General features: G+C 61.9%; 12 protein-coding genes and 1 pseudogene. 4 read left to right on the forward strand and 9 right to left on the reverse strand.

Going from position 1 to position 15641, the window contains the following annotated elements; translation table 11 throughout:
- Positions 1-63 precede the first annotated feature (63 nt).
- From ACVOJ1_RS04980 to ACVOJ1_RS04995, 4 genes are all read right to left on the reverse strand, one after another.
- The gene (locus ACVOJ1_RS04980; protein WP_065174145.1) at positions 64-435 is read right to left on the reverse strand and encodes a hypothetical protein; all 372 of its coding nucleotides are present in this window, start codon (positions 433-435) and stop codon (positions 64-66) included.
- Positions 436-897: 462 nt separating this feature from the next.
- A complete protein-coding gene (gene arsB, locus ACVOJ1_RS04985) occupies positions 898-1944 on the reverse strand; it encodes an ACR3 family arsenite efflux transporter (protein ID WP_346480084.1) in 1047 nt (348 codons plus the stop codon).
- A gap of 14 nt (positions 1945-1958) precedes the next feature.
- Complete coding sequence (locus ACVOJ1_RS04990; RefSeq protein ID WP_065182163.1) at positions 1959-2462, reverse strand: arsenate reductase ArsC; 504 nt, start codon at positions 2460-2462, stop codon at positions 1959-1961.
- Between the two features lie 38 nt (positions 2463-2500).
- Positions 2501-2830, reverse strand: coding sequence for an ArsR/SmtB family transcription factor (locus tag ACVOJ1_RS04995; RefSeq protein WP_053518034.1), 330 nt, complete (start codon positions 2828-2830; stop codon positions 2501-2503).
- 17 nt (positions 2831-2847) lie between these two features.
- Between ACVOJ1_RS04995 and arsH the strand changes: the two genes are divergently transcribed.
- Positions 2848-3588 carry an arsenical resistance protein ArsH gene (gene arsH / locus ACVOJ1_RS05000; protein WP_346480085.1) on the forward strand — a complete coding sequence of 247 codons (741 nt, stop codon included), beginning with the start codon at positions 2848-2850 and terminating at the stop codon, positions 3586-3588.
- Between the two features lie 34 nt (positions 3589-3622).
- Here the strand turns inward: arsH and ACVOJ1_RS05005 are convergent, their stop codons facing one another.
- The gene (locus tag ACVOJ1_RS05005; RefSeq protein ID WP_346480086.1) at positions 3623-4147 is read right to left on the reverse strand and encodes a DUF6622 family protein; all 525 of its coding nucleotides are present in this window, start codon (positions 4145-4147) and stop codon (positions 3623-3625) included.
- 734 nt (positions 4148-4881) lie between these two features.
- On the opposite strand from ACVOJ1_RS05005, the gene ACVOJ1_RS05010 reads away from it, so the two are divergent.
- The gene (locus tag ACVOJ1_RS05010; protein ID WP_346480087.1) at positions 4882-6978 is read left to right on the forward strand and encodes a hypothetical protein; all 2097 of its coding nucleotides are present in this window, start codon (positions 4882-4884) and stop codon (positions 6976-6978) included.
- 201 nt (positions 6979-7179) lie between these two features.
- On the opposite strand, the gene ACVOJ1_RS05015 is transcribed toward ACVOJ1_RS05010, so the two are convergent.
- Together ACVOJ1_RS05015 and ACVOJ1_RS05020 are read right to left on the reverse strand one after the other, a co-directional pair.
- Entirely contained in the window at positions 7180-7662 is a 483-nt protein-coding gene (locus ACVOJ1_RS05015; protein WP_346480103.1) for a tyrosine-type recombinase/integrase, read from the reverse strand.
- Positions 7584-7751, reverse strand: coding sequence for an integrase (locus ACVOJ1_RS05020; RefSeq protein ID WP_346480088.1), 168 nt, complete (start codon positions 7749-7751; stop codon positions 7584-7586). The genes ACVOJ1_RS05015 and ACVOJ1_RS05020 overlap by 79 nt, the downstream gene beginning before the upstream one ends.
- Before the next feature lie 262 nt (positions 7752-8013).
- Between ACVOJ1_RS05020 and ACVOJ1_RS05025 the strand changes: the two are divergent.
- A pseudogene (locus tag ACVOJ1_RS05025) lies at positions 8014-8162 on the forward strand (transposase); the annotation flags it as partial.
- Between the two features lie 158 nt (positions 8163-8320).
- On the opposite strand, the gene ACVOJ1_RS05030 reads toward ACVOJ1_RS05025, so the two are convergent.
- On the reverse strand, positions 8321-12613 hold the full coding sequence (locus ACVOJ1_RS05030) for a hypothetical protein (RefSeq protein WP_346480089.1): 4293 nt from the start codon (positions 12611-12613) through the stop codon (positions 8321-8323).
- 472 nt (positions 12614-13085) lie between these two features.
- Positions 13086-14612, reverse strand: a complete 1527-nt coding sequence (locus ACVOJ1_RS05035; protein WP_346480090.1) for a hypothetical protein — start codon at positions 14610-14612, stop codon at positions 13086-13088.
- 648 nt (positions 14613-15260) lie between these two features.
- Between ACVOJ1_RS05035 and ACVOJ1_RS05040 the strand changes: the two genes are divergently transcribed.
- The gene (locus ACVOJ1_RS05040; RefSeq protein WP_346480091.1) at positions 15261-15578 is read left to right on the forward strand and encodes a hypothetical protein; all 318 of its coding nucleotides are present in this window, start codon (positions 15261-15263) and stop codon (positions 15576-15578) included.
- The last annotated feature ends 63 nt before the right edge of the window (positions 15579-15641 follow it).

The raw sequence follows: 15641 nt of genomic DNA on the forward strand, positions 1-15641 counted from the left end.
CTCAAGAATAACCACACGGGCCGGCCCCGGATCACGCGGCCGAGGGTGCGCGAAACGTCCCTGTCAGCCCGGACGCAGCAAGGTGCCGGCCTGCACTGACAGTGACAGGCAGGCCATCACCAGTCCTTCCATCACGCGATCGCCCACGTACTGCTCCTCCGGCCCGTTCTGCCGGACACGCTCGGCGGCCAGCAGCATCTCCAGCGCCACCCGCAGGCCGGCGTGCGCGCAGTCGGCATCGGCCAGCGCCAGTTGACGGCCAGGCAGCGGATGGCGTTCCGGCCAGGGCAGGCCATCGGCGGCTGCGCCGCTGCCGATCCGTTTCAGCGTGGCGATGAAGGTGTTGGGGTCGGACGGGGACTGTTGGGGGGTCGCATCGGCGTCGTTGGCCGGCGCGCTGTCGGAATGCGGAGGGGGAAACTCGGGTGTGGTCATTGATGAGGCTCCGTGCAGGACAGACGGTAGCCGCCACGGATAAAGGTGGCGGGCGGAGACGTGGCTCGAAAACCGGGAGGTTGCTAGGCCGGCAGGCACAAGGCCTCCACGCTCCGCCCGCCATGGCCGGCGGACGCGTTGCCAGCCGGCACCACACGAGGTGACACCGGCTGGCAACCGTAATCAAGCAACTCCACGGGTTTTCGATGCCCGGCCACCTTTTGGGGTGGCACCGCATCTGTACCTGTGTCACTGCGCAACGCCAATGAGCCGAGTTGTATTCAACCCACGATGCTCGACGCTTTCAGCATCCTCGCACACGGTTAAGTAGTCGCAGACGTTGATGGCGCAAGGGCCTCACGCATTCGGGGAATTTGCGACACGAGTCGTGGTTGAGTGCTTCGGGGTGCCGCGAAACTTGGACGATTGCGACAGCGCGGGCCAGAAGCAGGCATCGGCCCTCTACGACCGCCCGCGGTCACCCGCACCATGCCTCTCGTACCAGCCTTCAGTACGGTTCACGATACGAACGACCGACAACATCACCGGCACCTCGATCAGCACACCGACAACGGTGGCCAGTGCGGCGCCCGAATGCACCCCGAAGAGCCCGACGGCGGTGGCGACCGCCAGCTCGAAGAAGTTGCTCGCGCCGATCAGCGCCGACGGGCCGGCCACGCAATGGGCGACGCCCAGACGACGGTTGAGCAGATAGGCCAGGCCCGAAGTGAAATAGACCTGGATCAGGATGGGCACGGCGATCAGCGCGATGACCAGCGGCTGCTCGACGATCTGCTGACCTTGAAAGCCGAACAGCAGCACCAGTGTCAGTAGAAGGGCCGACAGCGAAACCGGGCCGAGTCGGGTCAGCGCCAGCTGCAGACCGGCCTCGCCGCTGCGCGAAAGCATCCAGCGGCGCAGCAGGGTGGCAACACCGGCAGGTGCAACGATGTACAAACCCACTGACAGCAGCAGGGTGTCCCACGGAACAGTGATCGCGGACATGCCGAGCAGCAACGCGACCACCGGCGCATAGGCCACCACCATGATCGCGTCGTTCAGCGCGACCTGGCTCAACGTGAAGTTCGCATCGCCGCGGCACAGGTTGCTCCACACGAACACCATCGCGGTGCAGGGCGCGGCTGCCAGCAGGATCAGGCCGGCGATATAGCTGTCGATCTGGCCGGCTGGCAGCCATTCCGCGAAGAGGTGACGCAGGAATACCCAGCCCAGCAGTGCCATCGAAAAGGGCTTGACCGCCCAGTTGATGAACAACGTTACGCCGATGCCTTTCCAGTGCTGCTGCAACTGGCGCATTGCGCCGTAGTCGACCTTCAGCAGCATCGGGATGATCATCAGCCAGATCAGTGCCGCGACCGGCAGGTTGACCTTGGCCACTTCGGCGGACGCCAGTGCCGCAAAGGCGCCGGGCAGGAGGTGTCCCAGCAGGGTACCGGCCGCGATGCACAGCGCGACCCACAGGGTGAGGTAGCGCTCGAACAGGCGCATGCGCGCGGGCGCCGTCACGGTGTGCTGTCGGTCGGCTGCAACCGGCCGATCTGATCCAGAGCGTTCTGCATTGCCTCGCGGTCGGACCACAACGATCCGGGCAGATCGATCAACGCACGCAGCCGCGATTTCACGATGGCATGCGCGCGTGCAAACGCGGCTGCTTTCTCGGCATCGCTGCCTGCAACTGCGGCCGGATCCGGCTGGCCCCAGTGGCTGCGAATGAAGTCGCCAAACACCACCGGGCAGGCGTCTGCCGCAGCCGAATCGCACACGGTGATCACCAGGTCCATGGGCGCAGCATCCACGAACTCATCCCACGATTTGCTGCGCAGCCCATCGATGGTGATTCCTTCGGCCTGCAGCTGTGCGAGCGCGAATGGGTTGACCTGGCCGGTGGGGTGGCTGCCTGCGCTGAATGCATTGAAACGTTCAGCGCCCCAGGCTCGCAGCGTGGCCTCGGCAAGGACGCTGCGGGCGCTGTTGCCGGTACAGAGGAACAGGACGTTGCGTGTCATGGTGCAATCGTTGTGATGGCAGGAGGTTGGATCGGACTTCAGCACTTGCATGCGGGCGCAGTGGGCCCGCACTCCTCGCTCGGCGAACCCGCGCAGCAGTTGTGCGTGAGGTACTCGATCAAGCCGGTCATGGCGGCGAAGTTGGCGCGGTAACAGACATTGCGGCCCTGGCTCTCGTTCTCCACCAGGCCGGCCTGTACCAGCTCCTTCAGGTGGAAGCTGAGTGTGGCCGGTGGCACCTGCAGGGCCGCCGCGATGTCACCGGCCACGCGCCCCGCTGGACCGGCTTCCACCAGCAGGCGGAAGGCCGCCAGGCGGGTGGCGTGGCCCAACGCGGTGAGCGCGACGATTGCATTTGACGTTTCCATATTTCTAGAATAGTCGAATGAATAAGACGATCGCAAGTACCCAGCTGCCGAATCTGAGGGAAGCCTCGCTGCCCCGGCCCGACCCCAGCCTGCTCGCCGCGGGGAATCTGGGACCGCCCCGCATCCTGCTGCTCTACGGTTCGCTGAGGCCGCAGTCGTTCAGCCGCAAGCTGGCCCTGGAAGCCGAGCGGCTCCTGCAGCATCTGGGTTGCGAAACCCGGGTGTTCGATCCGCATGCGCTTCCGATGGTGGACAGCGTGGACAGGAGCCATCCCGAAGTGCAGCGGCTGCGCGCGTGGTCGCAGTGGTCTGAGGGGCAGGTGTGGGTCAGCCCGGAACGGCACGGTACCGTCACCGGCGTGTTCAAGAACCAGATCGACTGGCTGCCGCTGGAGGACGGCAGCGTGCGGCCCACGCAGGGCAGAACGTTGGCCGTGATGCAGGTGAGTGGCGGCTCCCAATCGTTCAACACCGTCAACACCCTGAGGGTGTTGGGGCGCTGGATGCGCATGCTGACCATCCCCAACCAGTCTTCGGTGGCCAAGGCCTGGCAGGAGTTCGATGAGGACGGACGAATGAAGCCCTCGCCATACTACGACCGGGTGGTGGATGTCATGGAGGAACTGGTGAAGTTCACCCTGTTGACGCGGGGCCGGGCGGACTACCTGGTGGATCGCTACAGCGAGCGCAAGGGCGACGCTGCAGCGGTAGTGCTGGCGCAGGCCGCAGGGGCGACGACCGCAGCCGGCACCGGGTGACGGCGCTGCGCGACGCCTCCCGGGTGCACCCGCCTCAGCTGGCAGCCCCCATCCGGCTGTGCCCCTCAAGGCGTGCCGCCGACAGATACCGGCAGTAGCGGCCGATGAAGATGCCGGTGAAACCACCGGACAGCAGCAGGTAGGCAGCGCTGAAACCTGCGTTCGCGCTCAGCGCGGGCGACACTGCGAGCGCCGTTTCGAAGCCATACTTCACCAGGAAAGTGATCAGCAGCAGCGGCAGCAGGCTGTAATCCGCGCTGCGCCACAGCCGTCCCGTCGCACTGTTCATGGCCACACGCGCCCGGCGCAGCAACAGCCAACCCAGGCCCGTTCCTGCGCCGACGCCGACCAGCCACTCGCCCCAGGCCGACCACGATGCGCCGTAGCGGTGGCTGATGGACCACACCCCCCATGCCGCGAACACCGCCGGCACGATCGCCAGCGTAGGCAACGAGGTTTCGCCGGGCTTCATGGCCGCGATGCCCCGGGTGATGAGAAACACCATCAGCACCCAGACCCAGATCGGAGTATGCGAAAGGAGTTGCTGGAACAGGCTCATGACAGGTCCCCTTGGGTGAGTGCCGGCGCAGTGGTGCCGGGCGGTGACGCGTACTATTCGCGCCGGAGCCTTTCCGAACCAGTGACAGGTGTCAGCCGCCTGAAGGGACATGACGGGTAGGTGGCGCTGGCATGCAGCAGCATGCGCTGTTAGACGGGCAAGCATAGGTTTGACCGCCTCTGCAACCAAAGGTCATACCGTCTAGCCCCGTCTACTCGCTCAACTATGGTTGCTTGGCAAGCATACGTTCGCCCCCGCTCAGGGCAGAACATAGGTCCAACAAAGACTTTGCGTCAGATGACGATCCTCGAGCAGAACTATGGTTGCCCCTATTCAGTTTAATCTGACGAAGCCTAAAGCATTCATAAATCTGAATAAGGCTTGCAATCCCACACCTCTTCACCTGCTAACTATTGGGACCGTTGTTGTGTCCTCGACTCAGTCCGCCGGCGCTTCCATTTCGTCGTGTTGCTCACGTGTGCGATGGGGCGCTCCAGCTTTATTGCGATCTTAAGAGGCGCACGACTAGGCCACGGAGCGTTGCCGGTTTTTGAACGGGGACTGGACTTCAGATGGAGATACTCGCCAATGCCCGCTCCTGGCCGGAAGCGGACATCAGCTCTGCGTCGGCGCTTGGCCTGGTGCTATTCTCCGCTTTCGACCCTAAGCGGACCTTGTTGCGTTCCCGTGAGCAAATTCCGGTAACTTGCACGGACTTGCACCAGGCGTAGGAGATGAAGGTGGGGGAATTTACGAAGCGAGTCCGCGACGGCGATATCGCCGGGCCGCTGAGGCGGGCATTCACGCCTGACAAGTGGAACCGCGCATTCGGTGACCTGCCCGCGCCGGACGCCGTAGATCACGACATACATGCCGCTGGGCTAGCCCTACACGAAAAGCTCGCGGTGATTCGCGGGGTCCTGAAGCTTTCCTCATCCGACACGATCTCCGCGACGACCAAACTTCGGGCGTTTCTTGCGATCGCGAACTACGACTTATTCGTCACGCGCGATAAGACCAAGCTCGCGATCGAGAAATTTCAGGCGGATAGAGAGGGCGAATCGGATGAGATCTACGCCATGGAGGAAATGGCGGGGGTGAAACTCAGCTTGCCAGGGGGATTCGACTGGATGCCCAACGAGGTCGTGGAAAGCCTTGTGGATGGAATCGAACTACCAATCCGGGTTGTTCTGCAAGCCAACCCTGGCTTGGCCGGCAATCCTCGAATGAATCAGATCCCGTGGATCGAGGCCGGCCGCGAGCTGAATCTAGGCATCCTGTATCGCTTCGCCGAGGACGTGTGGGATGACTGCCTCTGGAACAGTTACAAGATGGTCGACAAGGGGCGAGTCAAGGTTTTCCTGCCGCAGGATATCGATGTACTCCGCGCCTATCGAATAGGCCTGGCGCGCCGGACTTCGCTCTCAATGGCTTTTAACGTAGTGGCGACGCACTTCCAGCGCGACGTGCTCGCTAGCGGTGCGCGGCTGAGAGTCCGTGAGGTCTACGGCATCGAGCGTCGTGGTAAACGGCAAATCATCAAGGTCGCCAAGCACGGCGTCTCTACCGAGGTGATCCAGGACCTCACTGTCCTGCGCACCCATGCCGCCGAGCCGTATTACGGAGAGTTGCTTGAGGAACGTCTTGAATCTCTCCAAGGATTGACCTTGTCCGCGCTCATCGACGCCTGGACGGTCATCTCGCGCGCCGCGCATGTGCTGGTTCAGTCCATTGGCGAGAAACATGCCCGTAATGTTGGGGACGATCGTGTGCATGCCTGGATGCCCGAATACGCGCCCACGCTGCAGGTCGGTGCGCTAGTGGACGCACTAGCGGCCGCGACCGGGATCAACAAGCCGGAAGGTAGGCAAATCGTGGAGTTCTTCACGTTCCGTGGCAATGCGGGACAGGAGATCTGGGCGCAGCCACTGGTACCTGTTGGGCCGGAGACCGTGGTACCTATCTTCGCAGCGGTCGTATCCCCAAATTTGAGGCGGCTAGTCGATGTGTGGATGCGACAGGCCGGCGTGGACCTAGGCAGACGAGGACCCGCGTTCGAAACCCACATTCGGAAGGTTGTCATAGACGCAATTCGGGGATCGAAACTCTTGTCCCCCGTAGCCGCGTGCATTACGGACGACTATACGTTCAGAGCCGCTGGCAGCCGCGAGGAGCAGATCGATCTGATCTTCTCCATCGGCAACACCGTGTTCGTGGCGGAAGCCAAGTGCATCCTCGAGCCCACCGATGCCAAAGGCATCGCCATGCACCGCAAAACAGTGCTGGGCGCTGCCGAGCAGGCGTTGCGAAAGGCCAAAGCGCTTGAGGATAACCGCACTGCCTTCATTGGGGATGCGCGCCGGCTCGGCATGGCGTTGGCCGAAGACTTCAAGGTCAAACCCTTGGTCATCGTGAGCACCAGCACCCACGTTGGCATTGCCGCGCGGACTGTGCCTGTAATCGACGAGTACATTCTCGGCCGCTTTTTGGATGGCGAGCTGGAGGACATCGCCTATCAGCCGGGCGATCCGGCTTCCTCGAGGCGACTCAAGACCCGGTTCTACTCCAACGCTGCTGAAGCTGAAGAGCGCGCTCCCGGTTACTTTGCATCTCCGCCGCAGATGAAGCGCTTCATCGATGGTGTGCGCGGACGTGTCGTGCCGATCTGCGCCGCGAACGGAAGTGATTGGGAGGGCCACATCGTTACGATGGAATGCGTGACGGGAGGTGTCCCACTCTCACTTCAAAAGCAGGCGAGCTCGGAGATCGCAGTCGTACCCATCGCGGGAATCGCTCACGAAGACCAAGTCGGCGAGCCAAACGAAAATTGACCCGTCATCGCGCGCCGCAAGGTAGCTTCGGCTGACATTCGTTACGGGACACCTTTGCATGTCCGCCCGAGCATTGCTTGGGCCGAACTCATTAACAGACAGCTACTGGCCGCTCCTCGACCTTCGATTGGCGAGGAGAGACCCTTATGGACTCAGACATCGGTCTGCTCGCAATCTCTAAGGCATCATCGACCTCGATGCCTAGGTAACGCACGGTGCTCTTGAGCTTGTGTGCCCAAGCAATAGCTGGACAGCCCTGAGGCTTCGCGTCCTGCGGTAGATCAACGAAGCTTTGGTCCTGCGCATCGTGTGCGTGCCATAGGAGCCCGGCTCGAGACCAGCTTCCTCCACCCAGCGGTGGGCAATCCTAGCGTACTGCCTCGTCGAAAGGTGGGGCGAGTCCGACACGCGGCTCGCGAACAGGAAGTCCGAGGCCTTCAGGTCAGCATGAGTGATCCAAGCCTGTACAGCCTCGCGAGTCGATTGGGTAATTTCGAACTGGACAAGGCGACCGGTCTCTGTCGCATCACCATAACTCGCGAAGCCATCTGCCTGCCGTGAGATACATCGGACACCCGGAGTTTCACCATGTCGTAGGCGCGGAGCTAGGAGTCGATTGCCAGATTGAACAGGGCTAGATCTCGAACCTTGTGGCCAAGCTGAAGTCTGATCCGGATGGCCCAGATATCTTTCAGCTTGAGCGGCGCCTTCTGGCCGATCAGCTTTCCCTTGTTCCAGAGCTCGTGGGGCTGGTGTGTGTGAACAATTGCCATGACCTACTCCTGTTGAAGGGAGTGGTCAGGCTTCGCCCGAGCCTAGAAGCAAGGCGTGATGCGACCCGAAGGAGACGTTCACCAGCTTTCGGCTAGACCCAATCGAAGGTGCGGGTGCTCACCATGCCCGCGAGCAAAAAATGACTACTTTGTCGTATGCCTTGACGGAACAAGTATCGCGCACCAGGTGCGCGCGATTGACCTGCCCCCGCTAGTCCGTACCACGTGAAGCTGCAAAGTCCGTCGCCCCAAGAGGACGGACATGAAGAAGAGTCGATTCAGCACCGAGCAGATCATCGGTTTCATTAAGCAGGCTGATGCGGGCATGGGGTCGCCGAGCTGGGCCGGCAGCATGGCTTCAGCCCTGCCAGTTACTACGCTTGGAGGGCCAAGTACGCCGACGTGGCGCTGGAGCACCACGCGCACGGGGACGTGCTGGCGCAGTTCTTAAAAGCGCCTTTGGTCAAAGGCTGAGCCAAGTTCCACGACTCGAGTTGAGCTTGGCGATGCAAGCCAACTTCGGGCTCAGCGCTCGGCCCGCGACTAAAGGGGGGTGTCGGGCGCACAAGTCAAGGCAATACGACCGGCCGCAAGTCCAGCTGACGAACCACGAGCAGCGACTCAAATCCCAGCCCGGCGACGATGTCGTCCGCATCGACCTGCAGCAGGGCGATGACTTCCTCGACATCCATCAGGTGTCCGTCCTCGGGGTGTTTCCATTGCCTGGACGTTGCAAGCGAAATCATCAGGCAGCCCACTCGGCGCGCTTCCGGCACCATGTATCGACCCACCAGCTGGTCGCGCAGGGCCTTGCGCAAGTCCGCCACCGAGTAGTCCTTGTCACCCACCTTCAGCTCGATCACGGCCTCGATGGGATAGCCGGAGGAGCGCAGGCGAACGTCCGTTTCCTTCTCCTCTCCGGTGACTTGCTCTTGCGACACGCTGTACGCGCCGTTGGCCAGGTGCTCGAGCTCTGCGGCAACCAGCCGTCGCAGTTCCGTCTCTTCCCGAAGCCGAGCCCACAGTTGCCGCGGGGAGGAATCCTGGCGCAGCCGATCATCAAGCTCGCCCAGGCGATCAAGCAGCAAGGCCGCCATATCCGCCCGCGTAACTGGCGCCATGTCATGGATCGATTCGAGCGCGGCCACGTCCGACAGGCGATACAGCGGTGCATCCCATTCTTGCGCCATGGTCTGCTCCGCCAGGGCGGTGACGCGTTCTCTGAAGTGCGCCGCCAGGGGATCTCGCGCGAACTTCAACTTGTACTCCCAAGCGACCGCACCTTTGCTTTCGAACAAGAGTTGGGCCAGTCGGCTTCGGGCGACTTCGGCATTGCTGCGGGAATCTGATCGCCTAGGCCCATCGTTCTCGCGATCGTCAGCGACACGGACATGGCGGTAAGCCAGCAGCACTAGGCGATACAATAGCTCGGGGTCCGTCAGCAGCTCCGTGGTCACGGCCTCGCCGCGTGAGTGATGGCCGAACAGCACGCCGAGCCAATCGGTCACGATCGACATGAGGGCGGGCGTGACGGGCGCTGCCAACCGCTCCATCTCGTCCACAGCCTGGCGCGGGGCAAGCCGCAACAGCAGGGGCAGCCAGAACAACAGCCCTTGTTGATCCAGGCCACGCGCTATGAACGTTTGCGCGGCGGCAACAATCGACGCCGCATCTCCGGGCGTACCGTGGATGAGCAACAGGTCGATAGCCCGTTCGAACTTGTTGGATCCGTGGAGGGAGGCGCCGGAGGCCAAGGCAGCGGTGAGCCAGGCCCGGATCGTGTCCACGAACAGGGCGTTGACGCTGGGTCCGGAGTGTTCGGTGTACTGAAGCAGCGACGAATGCGTGGACTGCTCGCCGGTGTCGTTCAGTTGCGCCTCCAGTTCGGGCGCTAGCATGTCCCGGACGACTTCCGGGTGTGCCTGCACCAACGCGCCCACCCACGCTGGCAACCCGTTCATGGCCGTGAGCGCATAGCGCATCGCCAACTGCGCCTCGGCCTTCGTCAACCGTCGCGCCCAGTCCGGGTCTTCGGCCTCTGCATAGAGGCCGATCAGTCCCACCCGCCAGCTTTTGTAGTACCAGTTGCGTTGTTCTTCGGGACGCTCAGACGGCAAGGTGGGTGTGACCTTGCGCCACTGGTCGATCAGCAACTGGCGAAGCTGCGCAACCTTGTCGGGGAAAATGCGCTCGAGGAAGCCTCGATTCCAAGCGATGTGCTGGCTGCCGTCGCGCACGCGCGACATCACTTCGACCAAGTTAATAGCCGAGTTGGCGGCGCGATCTGCGGACAGGCGCTGGCCTTGGGCATCGTTCAACTCGCGGAAGAACAACTTCCAACTGGCGCGATCCTTGAATTGCTTGCGCGCGCGCTCGCGCATCTTCTTTTGGCTCTCCTCTGCCCACTGTGGCAGCGGCGGGGGATTTTCGATGTGGCCTACGGCTTCATCGAGATGGACCGCCAGCGCCGGGGTATCGCTCACCATCGGCCGCAGTGCCTTGAGCGTGGACAGGGCAAGAGCCGTGCCACGTACCGTTTGAATGAGGCAGTCCAGCACTAAGCGTCGCCGTGCAGGCGGTATGGCGATATCGCCCAGGGCCGCCTCCATCCAGGCTTGGTCCAAGGCTAGATCCAGCGCGAGCGAGGGCGCCCACAAGATGCGCACTAACCGATCATCGGCATCCTTGCCGGCCATCTTGCTGGCCAGCAGTGCATCTTGTTCCCAGAACACGGCGGCGCGCAACGAGGGGCGCGCGGTGATAAGCAGCTCGCGCAAGCGTCGGGTGTGATCGTCGGCGTAGTCGTCATCGCGCGACAGCTGCAAGACCAGGGCGACAGATTCGGCCAACGGGCCATCGGCGGCACGATCCCGTACTTGCAGCTCGCACACCCGCGTGAGCGGGCCGACAAGGTCGCGTCGACCGGTGCGCATGCGATAGTTAACAGGGTCCCATGCGCAGTCCGCGGTGACGTAATGCGTCAGTCCGTCGCGAAGCAGCTCCAAGCCGGCTGGGGCAGTTCGCGCGCGCGTGATTGCATCGGGCAGAAAACTCGAGATGCCGCCCGCGTCGAAGCGACGGTACTTCAGGGCACGCAGGGATCCCAACATCTGGACCAGGGTCATCTTGGCGGGGAACAAATACAAGATCGCCAGCTTGGCCAGATCTGGCGGCCAGCCGGCGTGCTGGGAGGCGATCTGGTCGAGTAGCCCGGTCAGACGCGGGTCATCGGTCGCCGCCAGGCCCTTGAGGCCGTCCAGGCGCTCGCGCACGTCGCGCGCGACATCCACCGCCACGTCAAAAGCGATGTCCGCGCAGGCATGGATCCGGCCGGTTTCGATCAGGTCGAGTAGCGTCTCGCGTACTTCGTCGTTTTCGATGCCCGCGTCCCACAGCTTGCGGATTGTGGGCGCCAGCTCCGGCGAGGCCAGGCGGCGCGCCTGCAGCGCCGGCACGTGCATGCCGCGCCAGCCACCGCCCCCATAGCGCTGGGCATACAGCTCTAGGGCTTGGACGCGCATCGCTGGTTGCAATGCGCCAGGATCGCCAAAACGCAGCAAGATGCTCGGATCGCGCTGCAGCACTTCATTGCGAATCGGGTCCAACAGCGAGGCCAGCCAGGCCGCCACCGGTTGCATGGTCGGACGCACGAGTTTCAGGCCGACGGGGGAGGTCACGAACAGCAAACGCTGCAGTGTGCGCATGCGCAAACCATGCTTCATCAGCCCGAGCAACCGGCAGGCCGCTAGGTACTCGATGGCGGAACGATTGTGAAAGCGCACGCGGCCATAGGACGCAAAGCCGAACAGCGGCCGTTCGAGCAGGGTTTGGATTTCCGCAGCGGTCCAATCCCTCAGGAGCGACTGGGGGTCAAGCGCGTCGGCGCCGTGTCCCCGGCCGGTTTCAGCGTCATGCCACAAGGTGAAATTGCGCGTCATCAGCGCCGCGAGAGCCAAGCGCTCGGCGCCCTCGCGCGCTTTGTTGGGCTGAAGATCCGCCGGTTCATCGCGCTCGCTGCGGGCGCGCGGTCGCAGCTTGACCGCGATGCTCGACTCCAACTGGTCGCGGTGACCGCGAATGCGGCCGTGGGCCTTCCAGTCCGCGCACAGCTCGACGAAGTCCAGCGGCCGCTTGCTAAATTCTTGGGCGTGCGCCGCCTCGATAGCTTTCAGTAGCTCGTCCGGATCGCCCACGCCTTCGATATGGGCCAACGCTCGCATCTGCGCTTCGTTCAGCGGCGCCAGTGCGACGAAGCGCAACCGCGGCATCGCGCTGGCGTCCTGGGGCAGCTCCACTCGCATGGCCACGTCGGCAAACGCTTCCTCCGCCTCTATTACGCGCACGACCTGTCGAAGAGGCAGCTCGTTCTCGACGATGGCACGATCGGCGGTGCCCGGTCGCGTCGTCAGCACGATACAGGCCCGGTCGAGATCGTCCCCTAAGGCATTGGCGAACTGGCGAAGCGTGAGGGCGAATGAGTGCGGGGTCAGCCGCAGCTCGTCGATGGAATCGAGGAAAAACACCGCTCGCTCGTTCTGCGCGCTCCGCCAGCTCTCCAATCGCTGGCGCTGTGCCGGCTTGAGTTGCGCTTCCGGCGTGGAATTGGCCAGGCTCGCCAGCTCCAGGTAGAACGCCGACTCGCCTTGCGCGAAGAGGCGCTCCTGCTGCGCCTTGCACTCGTAGGTTTTGCCAGCACCCGCCTCGGAGACGATCAACACCCGGTCCGCTTCCAGCAGCTCGTCCCAGGTCAGGTCCCCGCCGGGCAGCAGGCCGTAGAGGAATTCATAGTCTTGGGTCTCGGCATCGTCCTTCTTGGACAGGTCCAGGAACGATCGGGTCAGGGCGGAATCGGAAACAGGCATGCAGCACGCGCTGGGGGTAGCCAGCGCTCATCGGCAGAGGTGAATCAAAGTATGTGCCGACGCTGGCTCAGTCAATGCAAAAGCCCCCGCGCGCCGCCCCCCAGGAATCTGCCCGGCGAGAAGGAAGCGCGGCCCATGGCGTCGGTGAATTTCGCGGCGATCAGCTCAGAGCCCTTCTTCCTCGATGCAGTTCATTTGTCCGCCACTGCTTGTTGTCGTTGGTGCTACTGGACAAGGTCTTGCGAAGGTCCAGATGCTTGGCGTGGGCAGGTCAGAACAGCCCACTGCCGGCTGCCCCGTTAATGTCTGCTTCTGGCCGAAAGCGGACATTGGTGCGGCCGCCGCGGCAAGTGCTGGGTTCGGCTGTTTGCTGGCTCGTGCGGCGACCTAACTGCACTAAGATCGATTCGTATCAAGGGTGAGCCTGGGTCACACCGCCCAGCGTGGGGATTATCAACCTGCAGATTCTTAACTATCCCTCTCTCGCCTGCCAGAATGCCGAGACGACGTCTTTCCTCAGAGCGTCGAGATCCCTGGCGAGCTTGTCCCGTGGCAGGAATGCGACCATCAGCGAAGCGAATGCTACCACCAGTGCGAGAACAGTCAGCCATTCCATACGGCGTTGGGCTTTGATGCTCTCGCGAACACTGAGGACTGCAGATACTTGCTCGAAATGCTCACGTATCGAAACCTCCTCCTCGGTTAGTCGATTCGCCAGGTAATTGACTCCGCCGCGAATTTCCTCAGGCAATTCTCGCGGCTTGTCACCATCCCTCCAGCCTGGTGTGGTGAATGATGGGCAATCGTGATTGTACCAGCCCATATCTTTGGACTTCCGAGCAAGCTCCCTTGCGACTGCAGGTGATCCCAGTGTTCTATCGAAGAATTGGCTGATCTCGTGCAGCGAGCGCTTGACGCTACGTCGACCTGATCGTGCCTTCTTTAGGTTCTCGCGCGTAACGTTGATGTCTCGCAGTTGCTCCTTCAGATATTCGAGCGTCGATGCATGAATGAGAATTCCCTGAAGTTCCTCGTGGCACACATAGAGAACGGCATTCATGGTCTTGCCGCCGTAGAACTTCACCCTCTCCTCGGGGAAGGCCGCGACATCCAAGGCAGTCAGGACATGCAACCCTTCCTCTTCCGCCCTGAATCCTCCCATCGATAGCTGAAGCCCAGGCAAGTCCTTGTAGGTCCATGTTTCATGCCGAGAAACATTGGCCAATGCCCAGCGCCAGTTAGGAAATCCGTTGTTTGGCGAATGCTCTGGTTCATGAAAGATTGGCCCGCTCTGGGAGGTCAGCAATTCCATTGTTGGAAACCTCTCGGGGCGATTCAGTCCGCTGAAGAAGCCTGGAATGTGCTGCCCGAACCAGTTCCCGACCATGCGGCGAAGGTCCCTCCGGGCTACCTCGATAGCTTCGCGCTTCTGGTTCTCTGGGCCTATGGATTCGATCGATCGGCGAGACCGAAAGCTGCGCCGGCGGTAGGTCGTGCGGTCCCGGTTGAGCTCTGTCGCATAGCGCTGGGCCAAGGACTCATCCAGCTCGAATCCCACGACCATCGCAGTGAGGGACGAGGTGATCTGATGGACACGAACCATCAACGACTCCACTCCCGGCGGCAGCGTTGCGAAATTGTGGATCAATGAGGTGTTGCTGCGACGTTCTTTTCCTAGCACCGACCCCACGTTCAACCAAGCCTCTGCACCAAAGGACCGCCTCTCGCGGACCCACCTCAGCACGCTGTCCTTCTCGTTCCAGGCACCCGCGCCTTTCCAGCCAAGCTTTTCCAGTCCGCTATACAGGCCCTCTACTTCCGCCGATCCATAGAGTTCGACGCCCCAGATCACGTTTACCCTGAGATCCAGCTCGAGCGGCACGCGGATGCGTTCGTTCTGCTTCCGGTCGTGCTCGCGTTCGTAGTCACGATCCGACCGGTATGGACCCGGGATCAGATTGGGCAGAAGCCAGTGGGCTTGCCAGTGCAGTTGTCGCAACCACTTCCGCTTGGGGGAACCCTTGGATGGGGGAAGACCCGACGGACTATTAGTAGGGTCGTTCTTGGATAAGAGATTAGGTTGTTCGGATTCTGTCGGGGTGGCCATGTTCGACGGGCTAGCTCAGGCGAAAGGGTGAAACTGCCTTGACACGATGCCCTATCAGTATTCGAGACGCCCTTGGAGCAGGCAAGCTGGAGCTATTTGGCTATGGCCCCAGCTGCACCGTAGCCAGCGTTTCCCGGAACCTTGCATCAATGGCAGGAATCGGAGATTAGACCTGGCGGCGTCTGCAACGAATCTGAGAAGATCTTAAGGGAGACCGCATTGTGGTGGCCTCCCGATGTTTGGAGTTCAGTGCTAAGCCCGCTGAGCAGTTAGGTCAAGAAGGACCGCTTTTGGCCGGAAGCAGACATCAGCGCTGCGTCGGCGCCTGGTCTGGTGCTATTCTCCGCTTTCGACTCATTGCGGTCATTGGTGCGCCGAGACTACCGCTGGGTCCAGTTATACGGTTGCTTGTTAGCCGGATCCAGCCGTCCTAAGATCGAGCTATATTAACGGGAAAGCCCAGCACACGCTCCTTTGTGGGTAAGTCGTACAACCGGACCCAGGGGTCCGTCTATTAGGTAGTTAGCCAAGGGGAAGGCCATGTCCGTCACACCAGACCAAATTTACTCCCAGATAGAAGGCGCGGCTTCTGCGCTAGAGAAGCTTTCTTTAAAGGAGCGCGAGCAAAAGCCTCATCAGCAATTCGGTGATAACTATAACAACCTCCTATCATTGGCTAAGGAAGCCATGCCGAGTGTTGATGCGCGTCGCTGGACACCCGAGGTGGTTATTCATAAGCCCGCAATGGGGATTGCCACAGCGAATGCTACATATGTCGAGATACTTAGCTACTTCAAGCAACTGCTTGCCATATTGTCCGAAGGCATTGATCCGATCGGTGCTTTCACCGTTGGCTAAGAATTAATTCAAGGCGACGCCGTTTCGCGGCGCGTCACGGCGCGGTTTGGATCGGGAGTTAGG

The organism is Stenotrophomonas sp. STEN225 (assembly GCF_056756445.1).